The organism is Salidesulfovibrio onnuriiensis (assembly GCF_008001235.1).
GTDB lineage: Bacteria > Desulfobacterota > Desulfovibrionia > Desulfovibrionales > Desulfovibrionaceae > Pseudodesulfovibrio > Pseudodesulfovibrio onnuriiensis.
Window position 1 is genome coordinate 2,917,501 of record NZ_CP040751.1, and the last position, 17,210, is coordinate 2,934,710.

Genomic DNA, 17,210 nt, shown 5'->3' on the forward strand with positions numbered 1-17,210 from the left:
AGATGCCTGAGGGAATGGGCCAGATGGTTGGGCAGGATACAGAAGGCCTCGATGAGGCTGACCACCAGGGTCATGATCAGCACGGCGGGCATGACCCACATGACCTTGCCGATCTTGCCCTCCACCAGAATGGCGATGGTGCCGAAGATGAGCACCGTGGTCGTGAACGAGGACAGCACGCCCACGGCAACTTCCCCGGTGCCGTCCACGGCTGCCCGCAGGGCACCCTTGCCCCGGGCCAGATGGGCGGCCACGTTTTCGGAAATGACGATGGCGTCGTCCATGATCAGGCCGAGAGAGATCAACAGCCCGACCATGGAAAGCATGTTCAGGGTCAGGCCCGCGGCCTGCATGAAGAAAAAAGCGCCCAGAAAGGAAACCGGCAGGCCCATGGCCACCCAGAAGGACAGCCGGATATTGAAAAACAGCCACATGGTGGCGAACACAAGCACCAGGCCCTGAATGCCGTTCTCCGTGAGCATGTCCAGGCGATCCTTGACGATCTTGGTGATGTTCTGGGTCAGGTTGAACTCCACGCCCGGAGGCGCGGCCGCGGCTTCCCTGTCGATAAACCGCTCCACGGCCTCGAGAATACGCAGGGAATCCTCGGCCCGGGTCTTCTGGACAATAAGCAGCCCGGCCCGTTTGCCGTTGAAAAGATACTTGTCCTCGTCCAGCTCGAAGGTATCGGTGACACGCGCCACGTCGCCCAGACGGATCTCCGCCCCGGTGGTGCCGGAAACCACCACGAGATCCTCATATTCATGCACCTTGCGACGCTGGTCCGCAAAGCGGATTAGGATGTCGGCGTCCTTTGTCTGGACCGTACCTGCGGGAAGATCCACGTTCTGGCGGCCGATGACGTCGGTGATGTCCGAAAAGGACAGGCCGTATTTCATGAGATTGCCTGCTGGCACCTCGATCCGGATCTGGTGGTCGGAGAAACCGCTCACCTCCACCAGGGAAATCTCAGGATCCTTGAGCATGCGGTCCTTGAGCTGCTCGCAGTAAAGCTTGAGATGCGGCACGGACATGGGGCCGCTCACGGCAAGGGAAACAACGTTGTCCTTGCGCCCGAGCTGCTGGATCACCGGCGTTTCGATCTCCTCGGGGAAATCGCTGATAGCCTCCACCTCGGTCTTCACGTCATCCAGGAACTGGCGCATGTCGCCGCCCTCGGTCATCTCGGCCACAATGCGGCCGTAGCTTTCCCGAGCCTCGCTCCGGACCTCCTCCAGGTTGGTGATGCCGTCTAGGGCGTCCTCCACCCGCTGGCAGATGGCCTCCTCCACGTCCTCTGCCGTTGCTCCCGGATAGACCACGGCGATCTCCACCTCGGTGGGATCAAAGTCCGGGAAGGTCTCCCGAAGCAACTTGGGCATGGAAATGACGCCAAGCATCAGAAAGATGAGCATGAGCAGGTTGGCCGCCGTGGGATGGCCGGCAAAGAATCCTATGAATCCGTTGCGCTCCTTCATTTCACGCTCCCCTTGCCCGTGGCCTCGTCCACCAGGCGCTCCAGAGCGTCCGCATCGTCAAAGGTGTTGAGCAGCATGCCGTCGATGGCCGGGACCACATCGCTGACCACCACCAGTTCGCCCGCGTTGAGGCCCTTGGAGATGGAGACAAAACCGGATTGGGGCGCATAGGTTTCCACCGCGCGGAGACGCAGGCGATGGTCCTTGTCCACCACGTAGACCCGCCCCTCATGCACGGCGGAACGGGGCACGATGACCGAGGGATCGCGCGGCTGGCCTCGAAGCTCCACCTCGGCATACATGTTCTTGAGCAGCGGAGGCCGCTTGCCGCCCTCCACCTTGAGGTAGGGATTGTCCACGGCCACGTACACGCCGATGGTGCGGGTATCCGGGTCCACGGATTCGCTGACGCGCACCACGCGGCCCTCCCACTCCACCACGCCGTCCGAAAGCGGCAGGCGCACGACGGCCTCCAGACGCAGGAAGTCCCGCACCTTGTCCATGTTGAACTCGCCCGAAAGGGGCGGCCGCTTGCCGCGGGGGATAATGTTCTTGAAGGAATACAGGGGAACCTGCGCAAAGGTTTCCGAAATGTTCATGCTGTCCAGGGCGGCCAGCTTGTCCCCCACCTTCACGGCCTGGCCTATCTCCACGAACTCGTCAGCCACCCGGCTGTCAAAGGGGGCGCGAATGACGGTCTTTTCCTCGTCCAGGCGGGCGTCCGCCAGCTGGGAACGAGCCGAGGCGAGCTTGGCCAGAAGCTGCTGGCGTTCGGCCGGGATGGTGTTCAGGGTGGACTGGAAATTCTGCACCGCATTGCGCTGGGTCAGGTAATTCTGTTCCACGGAATCCAGCTCGGACTTGGAAATGACCTTGTTCCCGTAGAGCTTCCGATTGCGTTCCAGCTCCTTGAGCGCCAGGGACAGCTTGCCTTTTTCAATCCGGAGCTGGCTTGTGGCGTTCCGCTCGTTCTGCTCCAGGCGCTGGATCTGGGCCAGGATATCCTGCACGTCCGCCTCGGTGCGCTCGCGGGCGAACCCGGTCTCGGAGGGATCGATGATCAGCAGTACCTCGTCCTTGCCGATAATGCTGCCCTTCTTGAGGTTGGGATTCTTGTCCACGATCTTGCCGCCCACCTCGGCCACGGCATCCCAGACCTGGCCGGGCTGAACATAGCCATATCCGATGGCCCGGGGCACCACGGCCACTTCAGGAGCCGCGATAACGCGGACCGAGGTCGCCCGCTCGGAGGGCGGCAGCTTTTCCGGCAGGCCCTTGAGCTTAAGCAGCACCAGAAACACCAGCACCCCGAAGCCGATAACCGGGAACAGGACCGCCTTCCGGTGGGTGCGCACGAAATCCTTCACGCTGGAAAAAGTCATCGGTTCCCCTCCCGTTCCTTGAGCCCAAGCGCGCCCAGGACCATCTCCACAACAGCCCCGGCAATGGCATCCACGTTTTCCTCGGTGTAGCTTTCCCACCCCATACGCCGGAGCACCACGGGCCGGGCAACTCCAAAGGCGATCACCTGCCCCATGAGCGCATGGGCCCGGAGCTTGGCCTCGTCGGATTCCTCGGAAAGCCCGAAGGCGGCCGCCACCATGGCGGTCAGGGCCATATGCACGTTCTTGATCACCCTGTCGTAAAGAATGTCAAACCCCGCTCCCGGCTCCATGTATTCCCGGACAATAAAGGCCGGGCGGTCGGCCGCGTTATCCCGGAAACCTAGAAAACGGCGGACAATTCGACGGACGCTCTTTTGCACCACCTTTCGCAGCAACGCCTTTCTCCCGCCAATCTTGCGGAAGATCAGCGGGGCGTGCCTGTAAAACACGGACTTCACCACGGTCATGTCGTCGGCGACCATCTCGGCCACGGCCCGGTACAGCCCTTCCTTGCCCCCGAAATGATAGGGGATGGAGGCCTGATTCACCTTGGCGTCTTCGGCAAGGGCGCGGGTGGTTACGCCCTTGTACCCATAGCGCCCGAACAACTTGAGCCCGGACAGAAGCAGCCTTTCCCGGGTCTGTTCCGGGGAATACTCACGTTTTGCCTTTTTGGTTGCAGCCATGCTCGCTCCAATTTATTCACTTGATTTAATCAAATGAATAAATCCTAACTTGTCCCGGGTCAAGACCTGGCGTTGACCATAAATGGAAGACCGTGCATAGATTCTCATACATGCCAAGGAATATTGCCATGATAGAAACACCGGAAGCCATACGGAAAAATAGAAAGGAATATGCGAATCCTGGATGGGGCAAACAGGCCATTAAAAAAAGATCGACGCACCATGATAAAAAATGTCAAGCTTTCCTAAACACAATTACATACAACCAATCCGTCAACACGGAGAAGCAAGCATGACATATACGGAACTCACCCTGCACCAGCGCATGCAGAACGCGCTGCAATACATACAGAATTCACTCGACCAGGCTCTGGACCCGGAAGAAATCGCGGCCCAGGCACACTTCTCCCTTTCCCATTTCCACCGCATCTTCAAGGGAATGATCGGCGAAACCCTGGGCGAGCATGTGCGCAGGCTGCGGCTGGAGCGTTCAGCCCAGTTGCTCATCTACAGCGACAGGCCCATCACCACCATCGCCTTCGACGCCGGGTACGAAACCCTGGAATCTTTCAGCCGGGCCTTCAAGAAAATGTTCGGCAGCTCCCCTTCACACTTCCGCGAAGAACTGCGCGAACTGAAATTCCCGGACAGTCCGTCGGGCATTCACTACAACCCAGGGGCCACCCTCGGCCTTCCGAATCTTTCACAGCAGGACCACGGCCTGGAGATGCGCTTTGCCATGCTGGACCCCATGCGCATTGCCTCCATCCGCCATACCGGCCCGTACCAGGAATGCGGCATGGCCTGGAAACGGCTCTGCGACTGGGCCTGTCCCAAAGGCATTTTCAACGAAACGACCATGTTTCTGGGCATCTGCTACGACGACCCGGCCATCACCCCGGCCGACAAGATACGCATGGAAGTCAGCGTCACCGTGCCCGACCATATCCAGCCCGAAGGCGAGATCGCGATCAGGACCGTTCCGGGCGGCGAATACGCGGTGGTCACGCACCACGGGCCCTACCACCTGCTGGAGGAAACCTATTCCCGTTTCTGCGGCCGCTGGCTGCCCGCTTCGGGCCGCGAGATCCGCAACCAGCCGGGCATGGAACACTACATCACCAACCCGGAGGTCACGGCCCCCGAAGACCTCATAACCGACCTGTACATTCCGCTCGTTTAGCGGATTAAAAGGAGATCGCCATGGAAGTGAAAATCGAGAAACTCGCCCCCATGCACGTGGCCTACGTGCGCCATATCGGCCCCTACCAGGAATGCAAGAAGGCCTGGGACGAGCTGGGAGCCTGGGCAGGACCCAAGGGGCTGATCAACGAATCGGCAAAATACCTGGGAGCCTGCTATGACGACCCGGAACAGACTCCACCCGAAAAATGCCGCTACGACGCATGCATTACCGTGCCCGAGGGGACGGAAGTGGGCGGCAATGTCCAGGCCATGACCATAGAAGGCGGGGACTATGCGGTGCTCGTACACAAGGGCCCGTACGAAACCCTGGGCCAAGGCTGGAAGGCCATCTTCATGGAATGGTTGCCCTCCAGCGGCCGGGAAGTGACCTGCGGCCAGGACGGCAAGGTCTGTTTCGAGCAGTACCTCAACGATCCGGCCGAGATCAAACCCGAGGATCTGCTCACCGCCATCCACCTGCCCCTCAAGTAAAACGCAAGAAGCCCGGCATAAGCCGGGCTTCTTCTTTTTCCTATTATTCCGCCTTACCGCTTTGGCTGTTCAAGAGGATTTGAGTGCCAGGCGCAAGGGAAAGTCGTTTAAAACTCCAGATGTTTCGGAGTCCTCGGGAACGGCATGGCGTCGCGGATGTTGCTGACACCGGTCACCAGCATGAGCATGCGCTCGAAGCCCAGGCCGAAACCGGCATGAGGCGCGGTGCCGAACTTGCGGGAATCGATGTACCACCAGTACTCTTCCTCGGGGAGATTCATTTCCCGCATGCGGGACAACAGCACATCCATGCGCTCCTCGCGCTGGGAACCGCCGATGATCTCGCCGATGCGCGGCACCAGGCAGTCCATGGCCGCCACGGTCCTGTCGTCGTCATTGACGCGCATGTAGAACGGCTTGATGGACTTGGGGTAGTCGTAAACATAGATGGGCTGCTTGAACTTCTCCTCGCACAGGAAGCGCTCGTGCTCGGTCTGCAGGTCGATGCCCCACTCCACGGGATACTCGAATTCCTTCTTGGTCTTCGTGAGGATGTCGATGGCCTCGGTATACGGCAGGCGCACGAAATCCTTCTTGAGCAGGGTGTCCAGCTCGGGCATGAGATCCTTGTTGACCCACTTGGCGAAAAGCTCCACATCGTCGGCGCAGTTATCCAGGATGTGCTGCACCAGATACTTGACCATATCCTCGCCCAGATCCATGTCGTCATTGAGGTCGGCAAAGGCCATTTCCGGCTCGACCATCCAGAACTCGGCCACGTGGCGCGGGGTATTGGAATTCTCGGCGCGGAACGTGGGGCCGAAGGTGTAGACGTCGCCCAGCGAGAGCGCGAACATTTCGGCCTCAAGCTGCCCGGACACGGTCAGATGGGCAGGCTTGCCGAAGAAATCCTCTTCAATGGGCGTCTTGGAGCCGTGCTCCAGAGCGGTGACCCGGAACATCTCGCCAGCGCCCTCGCAGTCGGAGCCGGTCAGGACCGGGGTATGCACATAGAAGAACCCACGCTCGGCAAAATACTTGTGGATGGCCTGGGCCAGCTCCGAACGGATGCGGAACATGGCGCCGAACTTGTTGGTACGCGGCCGCAGGTGGGCGATACCGCGCAGGAATTCGTCGGTATGGCGTTTCTTCTGAAGCGGGAAGGTCTCCTGATCGGCTTCACCGAGAAGCTTGAGCGCCTTGCCGCGAACCTCCCACTTCTGGCCCTTGCCCGGAGATTCCACCAGCTCGCCCTCCACGGCCACCGAAGCGCCGGTGCCGATCTTCGCCAGTTCGGCCTCGATCTCCGGGGTGTGGTCCACGATGACCTGGATGTTCTTGAGGCAGGAACCATCGTTCAGTTCAATAAAGGAAAAACCCTTGCTGTCGCGCTTAGTGCGAACCCAGCCCTTGACCGTGATTTCGGCCATGGATTGCTCGGAATTCAGCGCATTCTTTATTTTTGTGCGTTTCATACTGCATCCTTGAAAAAATTTTTCACGTTTTATCCGCTTCACGTGAAAATGGCAATGACACGCCGGGTAGTTGCGTCACGCGGGCGCGTGATATATACCCACCGGGCGAGAGCATACGAAGCCAACGAGGAAGACATACGAATGGGATTTTTTTCCAAGATCAAGAAAATATGGCAGAGCCCCGAGGACATCGCCCAACAGGCGGTGACCGAATACGCGGATGACGCGGGGGCAACCACTGAGGAGCCGACCTCCAAACCCATTGAAAAAGCTGCGGAAACAACGACAGAAAAACCTGTTTCCGAAGAATGGCAAAAAGACCTGACCCTTTCCCTGCGCCAGGCGGAGCCCAGGCTTTCCGAATGGCTGAACGTCATTCTCCAGGGCGTGGACAAGGCCGACGACACCCTCTGGGAACGTCTCACCTTCCTGTTCAGGGCCTTGGGAGCGGCCGAGGAAGAAGGCCGGAAATTCAACGAAGCCTTTGCCAAGTGGCTCGACAACATGGGCTACCAGGGTGTGGAGGAGTTCCGCTCGGAACTGCAGTACCGCCTGGCCCTGGCCCTGGAGCTGGAGGACGAGGAAGACGAGCGCGACCGCCTGTTCCTCAAACTTTCCGAAGGCATTAGCAAGACCAAGGAACAGATCACCAAACGCATCGACGGCCTGCTCTCGGCCCATTCCTCCATGGACGACGACTTCTGGGAGGAATTCGAGGAAATCCTGATCATGGCCGACGTGGGCATGGAAGCCGCCGATCAGCTCATGGGCAACCTCAAGGCCCGCGCCAAGGCCGCCGGCACGAACAACACCGAGGACTTCAAGGACATCCTGCGCGACGAACTGGAGGAAATCTTCAAGGTCGGTCCGCGCATCGAGGCCGTGAACCCGCCCGAGGTGGTCATGATAATCGGCGTCAACGGCGTGGGCAAAACCACCACCATCGCCAAGCTGGCCTACCGCGCACAGCTGCAGGGCCGCAAGGTGCTCATCGCCGCGGGCGACACCTTCCGCGCCGCGGCCATCGACCAGCTCAAGGTCTGGGCCGACCGCCTGGGCTGCGGCTTCTTTGCCAAGGGCGAAGGTTCGGACCCGGCCGCCGTGGCTTATGAAGCCATGGACAAATGCCTGGCCGAAGGCTACGACCTGCTCCTGCTGGATACGGCGGGCCGCCTGCACACCAAGGTCAACCTCATGGAAGAGCTCAACAAAATCAAGCGAGTGGTGGGCAAGAAGCACGAAGGCGCACCGCACCGTTCCGTGCTGGTCATCGACGCCACCACGGGCCAGAACGCCCTTTCCCAGACCAAGCTGTTCAACGAGGCAGCGGGTGTGGACGAGATCATACTCACCAAGCTCGACGGCACCGCCAAGGGCGGCGTCGTGGTCGCGGTGAGCCTGCAATACAAGGTTCCCATCACCTATGTGGGGCTGGGAGAAAAAATGGAAGACCTGCGCCCCTTCAACGGCAAGGACTTCGCCAAGGCACTGCTCGCCTCGTAACCTCTAACCCATGAAGCACATGTCCGAAGACATCAAAAACACCAACGGCCAAGGCGAAGGCGAAGAGAGCTTTGCCGAACTGTTCGAACAGTACAGTGACGGCGGCTCCGAAAACCTCAATGTCGGCGACAAGATTTCCGGCGCGGTTATTTCCATCGGTGAAACCACGATTTTCGTGGACACCGGTTCCAAGCTCGACGGCATCGTCGAACGCGAAGAACTGCTGGACGAGGAAGGCAACCTGACCGTTGCCGAAGGCGACACCGTGGAACTCTACGTGGTGGGCGTCGACTCCGGCGGCATCAAGCTTTCCCGCGCCCTGTCCGGCGTCGGCGGCCTCAAGATGCTTGAGGAAGCCAAGGCGGGCAACCTGCCCGTGCAGGGTTCGGTTTCCGGCACCTGCAAAGGCGGCTTCAACGTCACGGTCATGCAGCGCCGCGCCTTCTGCCCGGTGAGCCAGATCGACAACCGGTTCGTGGAAGACACCGAGCCTTACGTGGGCCAAAGCTTCGAATTCCTGATCACCAAGCTGGAACAGGGCGGCCGCAACATCGTGGTTTCCCGCCGCGCCCTGCTGGAACGCGAGGCCCAGGCCGCTTCCGAGGAATTCCTCAAGGAAGTGAAGGTGGGCGACGAGGTGGAAGGCACCGTTTCCAAGCTGGCCCCGTTCGGCGCGTTTGTGGAACTGCGCCCGGGCGTGGAAGGCCTGGTGCACATCTCGGCCCTCGGCTACTCCCGCGTGCAGCACCCCGAGGAAGCCGTTTCCGTGGGACAGAAGGTCAAGGCCAAGATCGTCGGCATCGAGACCCACGAAAAATCCGGCAACCTGAAGATTTCCCTGTCCATGAAGGAACTGGCCCAGGATCCGTGGGATACAGTGGCCGCCACCTTCAGCGAAGGCGCCAAGGTCACCGGCAAGGTGGTTCGTCTGGCCGACTTCGGCGCGTTCGTGGAGATCGCTCCGGGCGTCGACGGCTTGGTGCACGTTTCCGAGATGAGCTACACCAAGCGCGTGCACAAGCCCTCGGACATGGTTGCCGAAGGCGACACCGTTTCCGTGAAGATCAAGGGCATCGACCTGGAAAACCGCCGCATCTCCCTGTCCATGAAGGACGCCGAAGGCGACCCGTGGCTGGACGTGGAAGACAAGTACCAGCCCGGTCAGGTGGTGGAAGGCACCGTGGAGAAGGTCGAGCAGTTCGGCATCTTCATCAACCTGGAGCCCGGCATCACCGGCCTGCTGCCCAAGTCCGTACTGGCTCGTTCCGAAAAGGCCAAGGAATTCGACAAGCTGAAATCCGGCGACACGGTTGCCGTGACCATCGGCCAGGTCAAGGTGCAGGAACGTAAGATCTCCCTGTCCACGGGCGATGAAAAGGAAGTCGAGGACTGGAAGCAGTTCCAGCCCAAGAAGCAGTCCACCCAATCCGGCGGCGGCTTCGGTTCCCTGGGCGACATGCTCAAGGAAGCCATGGACAAAAAGAAATAGTTCGAAACACAGAGTGATTCCAAGGCCCCTGCCGCTAAGCGGCAGGGGCCTTTTGCATACTGCTAAACCTTACGGCGCAGGCCGCGTCATTGACAACTGTAATAATTGAGCTATAACCGTATTTCCGCTGGTAGGACCAGAAACGCTTCACTCAGGGAACCAGATGAACAAAGAACTCCTCGACCCCATAAAGAAATCCCGCATCTCCGAGCAGGTGGCCGACAAGCTGGAAGAGCTCATCCTCACCCGCCAATTGAAGCAGGGAGAAAAGCTGCCTTCGGAGCGCAAGCTCATGCAGATGGTCGGCGTGGGACGCGGAGCTGTCCGGGAAGCTCTTCGCATTCTCGAAATCAAGGGCTACATAGAATCCAAACAGGGGATCGGCGCATTCGTCAAAAACGCCGACGGCGACATACACATTCCCCTGTCCCATTGGCTTTCGGACAAAAACGAAATCCTACCCAATATTTTCGAAGTACGGCTTATTCTTGAACCGGACGTGGCCGCCCTGGCCGCCAAGCGGATCACCCCCAAGCTGCTGGATGAACTCCGCGCCACCCATGAGGAGTTTTCCCAAAGCGTAGAACAGGGGGACCTGCCCAAATCCATCATGGCTGACGCGCAATTCCACGAGCTTCTGGCCAAGGCCACCCGAAACAAGCTGCTCATCTTCACCATGGGTACCTTGCAAAAGTCCATCATCATGGGATGGAAGGCCAGCCTCAAGGTTCCCGGCCGCTCCATGAAGACGGTGCATGAACATGAGGAAATACTGAACGCAGTGGCAAGCGGCGACGCTCACAAGGCTTCCGCTGTCATGCGCAAACATTTGGCCGATGCCACCACCGAACTTCAGGACCAGGGAATGGAGTACGAGCGCTGATTGTGTTGCGCCCGTTTTTTTTTTGCTGCTACTGGTAGGACCAGTAACCAAGTAACTAGCAAATGTGACGAACAAGGCCGATGCCGAAACAGGGAAAGCGTTTAGGCGCGCTTCAAGTCCATACGGCACCGGCATCATAAAATTTCTACCAATGGAGGTGAGGATGACCGGTATCGGACGCCGGCTCTGACCGGCACACGGGCAAACGGCAATATTGAGTTCGGCAATCCATGCAGCGAAAGCGTCTCGATATAAAATAGCGGCTTTCCCGGATTGTCTTTGGTAAATAGCGCACTCCACACCTGCAAATTTCAATAAGCGGAGACTGCGCCAACAAACTCAAGGAGATAAAGATGGTTAGCGGTGGTATAGCGGTCTTGATTCTGCTCCTGTGCGTCGGACTTATCGTCTACCTGACCTCGAAGCACAAGATGAATGCTTTTGTCGTCCTCATTTTCACGGCCTTCCTCTTCGGCATCATGGTGCAGATGCCGTTGCCAGACATTGTAAAGACGATTCGCGACGGCTTCGGGGGAACCCTCGGCTACATCGGCATCGTCATCGTGGCAGGAACGATCATCGGCACAATTCTCGAACGCACGGGCGCAGCGCTGGCCATGACCCAGGGTATTTTGCGGGTTATCGGCAAGGAACGTTCCCCCCTGGCCATGAGCGTGGCCGGATATGTGGTTTCCATCCCTGTTTTCTGCGACTCGGGCTACGTCATCCTGAGCCCCCTGAACAAGGCGCTGGCGAAACAGAGCGGCAAGGCCATGGCCACCATGGCCATCGCCCTGGCAACCGGTCTGTACGCGACACACTGCCTGGTGCCACCCACTCCCGGTCCCATTGCCGCAGCGGGCATCCTGGGCGCAGACCTCGGCCGGGTCATCGGTTTCGGACTCCTGGTCTCCATTCCGGGCATGCTCGCAGGCTATTTCTGGGCCGTGCATTTTGCGAAACGCTACAACATCGAAATCGATGGCGGCGAATCCTATGAGGAGCTGATGAGCAAATACGGGCGACTGCCCGGCGGCATCCACTCCAGTCTGCCCATCCTGGTGCCGATCCTGCTCATCCTGTTCAAATCAGTGGCAAGCTACCCCACCAATCCACTGGGTGAAGGTACTTTGCGCACCGTGTTGCAGTTCATCGGCGACCCGGTCACTGCCCTGATGGCGGGCATTCTCATCGCTATGACCCTGATCAGGAAAGACCAGCTCAAGGAAGCCCTGGACGGATGGATGAACGAAGGCGTCAAGAACGCGGCCCTCATCCTGGCCATCACCGGCGCGGGCGGCGCTTTCGGCAGGATGCTCAAGTCCTCGCCCCTGTCGGACTTCCTGGGCGCGAACCTATCCTCCCTGGAGCTGGGCATATTCCTGCCCTTCATCATCGCCTCCGCCATCAAGACGGCGCAAGGGTCGTCCACAGTGTCCATCATCACCACGGCGTCCATCATGGCCCCGCTCATGGCAAGCCTCGGCCTGGACCCGGCATACACGGTGCTGGCCATCGGTGCAGGAGCCATGACGGTTTCCCATGCCAACGACTCCTTCTTCTGGGTGGTTTCCCAGTTCTCGGGCATGGACACTCCCATGGCATATAAAACTTACACAACTGCCACCGCCATACTCGGTGTGACGACCATCCTGGCAGTTGCCCTGGTTTCCGTGATCTTCTAAACACAAAACACCCGGCGGGAAGGATGCACCTTCCCGCCGGGACAAAGCCCCCATCAACCGGAGCAGGAATGATCACTAGAATACGACTGAAAATAATGGAGCGGCTTGCATTCAACGCCTTTGCCCTCTCCAAATTTGAAACCGCGCTCAAGCATTTCGAATCCATATTGAGACTGGACGGCCAAAGAAAGGGAATCCGGCTCAACATGGGCCTGTCGCAGCTGTCCCTGAGACGATTCAACGAAGCGGTGGACAGCTTTCGGGAGGAACGAGAACGCCACGGAGACAGCCCGGCCCTGCGCAAAGGGATGGCAGAAGCCTTCTACCGCATGGGTGATCGGCTTTCGGCCCTCGAAGCATATGAACTGGCCGCGTCCCGCGAATCATCAGACAAGGACAGCCGTTTTTTTGCCATGCGCATATCCATCTGCGCTGCCCCAGAGCTGTTCCAACAGGCCATGCAAGCGCGATCACTCATGAAAGAGGGCGACAAGCTCATGCTGCAAAAGCGGTTCGAGGATGCGGAAGGTATTTTCAAGCAAGTGCACGACCTGGACGCCACGCATTTCCAGGCCTTGAACAATATCGGCGCCATACAGGTTTCCCGCAAGGACTACGATAACGCCAAAAAGAATTTTCTCAAGGCCGACGAACTTGTCGACCTGCCGGTGATCAAGCAAAACCTCGTGTACCTGAAGCACGTTCGGAACCAAGAAAAGCACTAGGATGAACAAGACATGAGAGAACATCTGGAAGCCATATTCGCCGCCGGCCTGGATCGCGTGAACCCGTACAAGATGATTACCAGGCACGTCAACGTGCAGAACGGACAGCTCATCGTTGCAATGGAAAACTATGAACGGAGCGTGAACCTGGACGATTACAATCGCATCCTTGTGCTCGGTGCAGGCAAGGCCTCCGCGCCCATGGCCAAGGCGTTCGAGGAAATCCTGGGGGATCGCATCGAAAAAGGGCTCGTATGCGTGAAGTACGGGCACACGGAACCGCTGGAACGTGTGGAGGTCGTGGAGGCCGGGCATCCCATCCCGGATGAGAACGGCGTTCACGCGGCCAAACGCATCGCCGATCTCGCGAGCGAAGCCGATGCCGAGACCCTGGTGATCAACTGCATTTCCGGCGGAGGCTCCGCCCTGCTGCCCTCCCCCATGGACGAACGCGTATCCGGCGGTCTGGCATCCCTCAGCCTGGTCGACAAGCAGCGGGTGACCGAAGCGCTGCTGCGCTGCGGAGCCGACATCACGGAGATCAACTGCGTACGGAAACATATATCGGGAATGAAGGGGGGCCGCCTGCTGCAGCTAATGCATCCGGCCCGAAGCCTCAACTTCATCCTTTCCGACGTCATCGGCGACGATCTCGGCAGTATCGCCTCGGGAGTCACCAGCCACGACGAAACCACGTTTTCCGACGCCCTCGCCATCATCGACCGCTACGAGCTGCGCGGAGACATCCCGGCCAATGTGCTCACGATCCTCGAGCTGGGCGCGCAGGGACGCATACCCGAGACCCCAGGGGCGGGAGACCCCGCCCTGGCAACAGCGGACAACATTCTCATCGGCACCAACCGCCAGGCCCTTCTCGCGGCGGCGGCCAGGGCCAGGGAACTGGGCTACCAGGTCCAGGCCCTCACTGCCCAGCTCGGCGGGGAAGCCCGGCACGTGGCCAAGGTGCTGGCCGACATAGCCAAGGACGCGACCAGCTGCGACATGTTCCTGAAAAAGCCCGTCTGTCTGATCACCGGCGGCGAATCCGTGGTCACCCTGCAGGGCAACGGCCGGGGCGGCAGGAACCAGGAAATGGCCCTTGCCTTTCTCCACGAACTGAGCCGCTGGCGGCACGGCAGGGACCAGGTCCACTTCCTGGCGGCTTCCACCGACGGCAACGACGGCCCCACGGACGCGGCAGGCGCCTTTGCCGACGAACGGGCGCTTTTGAGCTACCACGAACTTCAAGGCGAAACCATCCACGAGTCCCTGAAGAACAACGACTCCTACAATTTCTTCGAAAGGATCGGCGCGCTTTTCAAGACCGGCCCCACCAACACCAACGTCTGCGACCTGCAGATGGTGCTGATCGTCTAGCGGGCCTCTGCGCCTCTAACGGGGAGCGAATCAAAACGGCGCAGGAGACTCAGCCTCGAAGGAGTCGAAGGCAATGCGCTGATGGTGCAGATGCAGCCGCGCGTCCGCGTGGCTGCCGTAGAGTGCATCCCCGAGAATGGGGTGGCCCAGGGAGGCGAGGTGGGCGCGGATCTGGTGGCGGGCTCCCTTGCGGATCACGCAGCGCACCAGCGTGGTGTCCGATTCCATGCCGAACTCGATGGGCTCCACCTCGGTCCAGCGCCGTGCATCCGGGTCGTCCTCGTCCAGCACCCTGGTCTTCTTGCGCCCGGCCATGTCCAGCCGGTTCTTCACGGTCACGCTGTGCATAAGCCTGCCGTGCACCCGGGCGTAGTATTCCTTGGTTATCATCCCGGACTCCTCGCAGCGTCGATACCGGTCCACGGCCCCGGAATCCAGGGCGACCAGCACAATGCCCGAGGTGGGATTGTCCAGCCGGTTAAGCAGGACCGCCTCCCTTTCGGGAAACAGCCGTGGCAGAAGCGATTCCACGCTGAGGTTGTCGCGCCCGGCAATGGCGGCGCTGTGCACGCCTTCGGGCTTGTACACGGCGGCAAAGCCGCCGTCCTCCTTGAGCACGCGCACCTCCGGGGGCTCGTCCCTCCCCTCCTCCGTGTCGGGCGGGAGCACCTCCAGCAACTGGCCTGCCGAGACCCTGTAGGAGGACCTGCGCGGCGCTCCATCCACGTGAACCAGACCTTCGTCGCACATGCGCCGGCGCTGGCGCAGCCCGGCTTGGGGCAGCAGCGTTTCCAGGGCCTTGTCCAGGCGGGCTCCGTCCTGTTCGGAGGGGATGCGGGCAGCGGATTCGTCCATGGCCCGGATCATAGCCATCTGCAATCTATCCGCAAGTATTTAATCACTTTGACGCAGGAATGAAAAACTCATACACCATACGGACACACGAGAATGTCCGATGAACAGGAGGGCCTATGAGCTTTGACGTGCTGTGGATATCCCGCGACGAAATCGAATCCCTGAACATAAGCATGAACGACGTCATGAAGGCTGTCGAACGCGGCTTCACGGCACTGGGCGACAAGCAGGTGGAAATGCCCGCCAAGATCGGCGTGCACCCGCGTGAGGACTGCTTCATCCACGCCATGCCCTGCCATGTGGGCGGGGCCGTGGACCGCTGCGGCGTGAAGTGCGTCTCGGGCTACCCGCCCAACACGCCCAAGGGCCTGCCCTACATCTCGGGCATCATGCTCCTGGCCGACCCGGAAACGGGCCTGCCCCAGGCGGTCATGGACGCGGGCTGGATCACGGCCTGGCGCACGGGCGCGGCCTCGGGCGTCTACGCCAAGCACTTCGGCAGCCCGGACACGCGAACCGTGGCCATCATCGGGGCCGGGGTGCAGGGCCGGGTCAATCTCTTGGCCATGCGCGAGGTCTTCCCACAGCTCCGGCAGGTCAACATCTTCGACATTTCCGAAGCCCAGCTCGGCAACTTCCTCTTCGAAATGCAGCCAGAGTTGCCCGGGGCCGGCTTCCGTGTCTGTCAGGACATCCCCACGGCGGTCGCGGACGCGGACGTGATCATCACCTGCACGCCCATCGTGGAAAGCCCGAAACGGTTCATCACCCGGGACATGATCAAGCCCGAGGCCTTGTGCATTTCCGTGGACTACTGCTCGGCCTTTTCCGAAGACATCATGCGGGGGGCCGTCTTTGTCTGCGACAACCGCAACCAGTACGTCTGGACCCAGGAACAGGGCACCTACTTCCAAAACGGATACCCCCGGGCCGGCGACATCCACGCGGACATGGGCGAGATCTGCGCGGACCACAAGCAGGGCGTCCGCCAGGGCCTGCGCGGCGCGGTGCTCATGGGCATCGCCAGCCACGACGTCATGACCGCCTCGCTGATTTACGATCTGGCCACGGACAGGGGCCTCGGCACAACGGTGAAGCTGTAAATGGATATTCGCGGTATTTTCCTGGTCCTGTCCGCGGCCGTCATGTGGGGGCTCATCGGCGTGTTCACCAAGTTCATCCTGGCCGAAAACGTCACGGCCCTGGAGATCGCCTTCTGGCGGGCCATGTTCGCCTGGGTGCTTTTCCTGGCCCACGCAAAATACATGAAGGCCATCAAGGTGCAGCGCAGCGACCTGCCCGTGCTGCTCTCCTTCGGTCTGGTCTGCGTCACCGCCTTCTACGCCTCCTACCAGCTGGCCATCCGCGACGTGGGCGTGGCCCTGGCTGCGGTGCTGCTGTATACGGCCCCGGCCTGGGTGGCCTTCCTTTCCTGGCTGGTGCTGCGTGAAGCCATGAACGCGGCCAAGATCGCCTGCGTGTGCATGACCGTGGCGGGCGTGGCCTGCATCAGCCTGGGCCCGTCCCTGTTTTCCGGCAACCACATCGATTTCAGCATGTTCGGCTTTGCCATGGGCCTTGTCTCCGGCCTGACCTATGCCCTGTACTACATCTTCGGGAAAAAATACCTGCACCGCTATTCCACGCCGACCATATTCGTCTACGCCCTGCCCTTCGGCGCGCTGTTCCTGCTGCCCTTCGTGGACTTCGTTCCCAAGAGCCCCTCAACCTGGGCGCTGCTGTTCGCCATGGCCGCGGTCACGTCCTACGGCGCATTTTCCGTGTATTATGCGGGTCTCAAGCGGCTGGACGCCACCCATGCGGCGGTCATCGCCACCTTCGAGCCCGTGGTGGCGGCCGTGGCGGCCTTCACCCTGTTCGGCGAACATTTCGGAGTCTGGGGGTACGGCGGCAGCATGCTGGTCATCGCCGCAGTCTTCCTGGTAATCCTGGGCGGCAACCGTGCAACGCGAATCCAGAACGGTTTCTAGC

Annotated in this window: 15 protein-coding genes (1 of these 15 running past the window's edge); 10 read left to right on the forward strand and 5 right to left on the reverse strand. The window is 60.2% G+C overall.

All coding sequences use genetic code 11. The features are described from left to right. The 3 genes in view from FGL65_RS13335 to FGL65_RS13345 are tightly spaced (each overlapping or abutting the next) and all read right to left on the reverse strand, a layout consistent with a single transcriptional unit that may run on beyond the window. A protein-coding gene (locus FGL65_RS13335; RefSeq protein ID WP_147821687.1) for an efflux RND transporter permease subunit crosses the window boundary here: on the reverse strand, positions 1 to 1,478 show its 5' portion. The gene continues 1,645 nt to the left of window position 1, outside the view; 1,478 of the gene's 3,123 nt are visible here — the first part of the coding sequence; its start codon is at positions 1,476 to 1,478; its stop codon lies off the left edge, out of view. Then, positions 1,475 to 2,860, reverse strand: a complete 1,386-nt coding sequence (locus tag FGL65_RS13340; RefSeq protein WP_147821689.1) for an efflux RND transporter periplasmic adaptor subunit — start codon at positions 2,858 to 2,860, stop codon at positions 1,475 to 1,477. The genes FGL65_RS13335 and FGL65_RS13340 overlap by 4 nt, the downstream gene beginning before the upstream one ends. Further along, positions 2,857 to 3,549 (reverse strand): CerR family C-terminal domain-containing protein, encoded by a 693-nt coding sequence (locus FGL65_RS13345; RefSeq protein WP_147821691.1) that lies wholly within the window; start codon positions 3,547 to 3,549, stop codon positions 2,857 to 2,859. The genes FGL65_RS13340 and FGL65_RS13345 overlap by 4 nt, the downstream gene beginning before the upstream one ends. A 292-nt stretch (positions 3,550 to 3,841) precedes the next feature. Here FGL65_RS13345 and FGL65_RS13350 point away from each other — a divergent pair, with 292 nt between their 5' ends. Both FGL65_RS13350 and FGL65_RS13355 read left to right on the forward strand, forming a co-directional pair. Next, complete coding sequence (locus FGL65_RS13350) at positions 3,842 to 4,732, forward strand: AraC family transcriptional regulator (RefSeq protein ID WP_187170389.1); 891 nt, start codon at positions 3,842 to 3,844, stop codon at positions 4,730 to 4,732. A 20-nt stretch (positions 4,733 to 4,752) separates the two neighbouring features. Further along, on the forward strand, positions 4,753 to 5,226 hold the full coding sequence (locus FGL65_RS13355) for an AraC family transcriptional regulator (RefSeq protein ID WP_147821695.1): 474 nt from the start codon (positions 4,753 to 4,755) through the stop codon (positions 5,224 to 5,226). A 107-nt stretch (positions 5,227 to 5,333) separates the two neighbouring features. On the opposite strand, the gene asnS is transcribed toward FGL65_RS13355, so the two are convergent. Continuing rightward, positions 5,334 to 6,701, reverse strand: coding sequence for an asparagine--tRNA ligase (gene asnS / locus FGL65_RS13360; protein ID WP_147821697.1), 1,368 nt, complete (start codon positions 6,699 to 6,701; stop codon positions 5,334 to 5,336). A 141-nt stretch (positions 6,702 to 6,842) separates the two neighbouring features. On the opposite strand from asnS, the gene ftsY reads away from it, so the two are divergent. The 6 genes from ftsY (at position 6,843) to FGL65_RS13390 (ending at position 14,363) form a co-directional block, all read left to right on the forward strand. After that, a complete protein-coding gene (gene ftsY, locus FGL65_RS13365) occupies positions 6,843 to 8,204 on the forward strand; it encodes a signal recognition particle-docking protein FtsY (RefSeq protein ID WP_147821700.1) in 1,362 nt (453 codons plus the stop codon). A gap of 19 nt (positions 8,205 to 8,223) precedes the next feature. After that, positions 8,224 to 9,693, forward strand: coding sequence for a 30S ribosomal protein S1 (locus FGL65_RS13370; RefSeq protein WP_147821702.1), 1,470 nt, complete (start codon positions 8,224 to 8,226; stop codon positions 9,691 to 9,693). A 163-nt stretch (positions 9,694 to 9,856) separates the two neighbouring features. Then, positions 9,857 to 10,576 carry a FadR/GntR family transcriptional regulator gene (locus FGL65_RS13375; RefSeq protein ID WP_147821704.1) on the forward strand — a complete coding sequence of 240 codons (720 nt, stop codon included), beginning with the start codon at positions 9,857 to 9,859 and terminating at the stop codon, positions 10,574 to 10,576. Between the two features lie 353 nt (positions 10,577 to 10,929). Beyond that, positions 10,930 to 12,261 carry a GntP family permease gene (locus FGL65_RS13380; RefSeq protein WP_147821706.1) on the forward strand — a complete coding sequence of 444 codons (1,332 nt, stop codon included), beginning with the start codon at positions 10,930 to 10,932 and terminating at the stop codon, positions 12,259 to 12,261. Positions 12,262 to 12,329: 68 nt separating this feature from the next. Continuing rightward, the gene (locus FGL65_RS13385) at positions 12,330 to 12,986 is read left to right on the forward strand and encodes a tetratricopeptide repeat protein (protein WP_187170390.1); all 657 of its coding nucleotides are present in this window, start codon (positions 12,330 to 12,332) and stop codon (positions 12,984 to 12,986) included. A gap of 12 nt (positions 12,987 to 12,998) precedes the next feature. After that, positions 12,999 to 14,363, forward strand: coding sequence for a glycerate kinase type-2 family protein (locus FGL65_RS13390; RefSeq protein ID WP_147821710.1), 1,365 nt, complete (start codon positions 12,999 to 13,001; stop codon positions 14,361 to 14,363). A 30-nt stretch (positions 14,364 to 14,393) separates the two neighbouring features. Here the strand turns inward: FGL65_RS13390 and FGL65_RS13395 are convergent, their stop codons facing one another. Further along, on the reverse strand, positions 14,394 to 15,236 hold the full coding sequence (locus FGL65_RS13395) for an RluA family pseudouridine synthase (protein WP_250645492.1): 843 nt from the start codon (positions 15,234 to 15,236) through the stop codon (positions 14,394 to 14,396). Between the two features lie 98 nt (positions 15,237 to 15,334). Here FGL65_RS13395 and FGL65_RS13400 point away from each other — a divergent pair, with 98 nt between their 5' ends. Then, complete coding sequence (locus tag FGL65_RS13400) at positions 15,335 to 16,321, forward strand: ornithine cyclodeaminase family protein (protein WP_147821712.1); 987 nt, start codon at positions 15,335 to 15,337, stop codon at positions 16,319 to 16,321. Beyond that, on the forward strand, positions 16,322 to 17,209 hold the full coding sequence (locus tag FGL65_RS13405) for a DMT family transporter (protein ID WP_147821714.1): 888 nt from the start codon (positions 16,322 to 16,324) through the stop codon (positions 17,207 to 17,209). The last annotated feature ends 1 nt before the right edge of the window (position 17,210 follow it).

Bases quoted from the DNA above. Each gene is read 5' to 3' on its own strand.
- FGL65_RS13340 (WP_147821689.1), bottom strand. From the start codon at position 2,860: ATGACTTTTTCCAGCGTGAAGGATTTCGTGCGCACCCACCGGAAGGCG.
- FGL65_RS13345 (WP_147821691.1), bottom strand. From the start codon at position 3,549: ATGGCTGCAACCAAAAAGGCAAAACGTGAGTATTCCCCGGAACAGACC.
- FGL65_RS13350 (WP_187170389.1), top strand. From the start codon at position 3,842: ATGACATATACGGAACTCACCCTGCACCAGCGCATGCAGAACGCGCTG.
- FGL65_RS13355 (WP_147821695.1), top strand. From the start codon at position 4,753: ATGGAAGTGAAAATCGAGAAACTCGCCCCCATGCACGTGGCCTACGTG.
- asnS (WP_147821697.1), bottom strand. From the start codon at position 6,701: ATGAAACGCACAAAAATAAAGAATGCGCTGAATTCCGAGCAATCCATG.
- ftsY (WP_147821700.1), top strand. From the start codon at position 6,843: ATGGGATTTTTTTCCAAGATCAAGAAAATATGGCAGAGCCCCGAGGAC.
- FGL65_RS13370 (WP_147821702.1), top strand. From the start codon at position 8,224: ATGTCCGAAGACATCAAAAACACCAACGGCCAAGGCGAAGGCGAAGAG.
- FGL65_RS13375 (WP_147821704.1), top strand. From the start codon at position 9,857: ATGAACAAAGAACTCCTCGACCCCATAAAGAAATCCCGCATCTCCGAG.
- FGL65_RS13380 (WP_147821706.1), top strand. From the start codon at position 10,930: ATGGTTAGCGGTGGTATAGCGGTCTTGATTCTGCTCCTGTGCGTCGGA.
- FGL65_RS13385 (WP_187170390.1), top strand. From the start codon at position 12,330: ATGATCACTAGAATACGACTGAAAATAATGGAGCGGCTTGCATTCAAC.
- FGL65_RS13390 (WP_147821710.1), top strand. From the start codon at position 12,999: ATGAGAGAACATCTGGAAGCCATATTCGCCGCCGGCCTGGATCGCGTG.
- FGL65_RS13395 (WP_250645492.1), bottom strand. From the start codon at position 15,236: ATGGCTATGATCCGGGCCATGGACGAATCCGCTGCCCGCATCCCCTCC.
- FGL65_RS13400 (WP_147821712.1), top strand. From the start codon at position 15,335: ATGAGCTTTGACGTGCTGTGGATATCCCGCGACGAAATCGAATCCCTG.
- FGL65_RS13405 (WP_147821714.1), top strand. From the start codon at position 16,322: ATGGATATTCGCGGTATTTTCCTGGTCCTGTCCGCGGCCGTCATGTGG.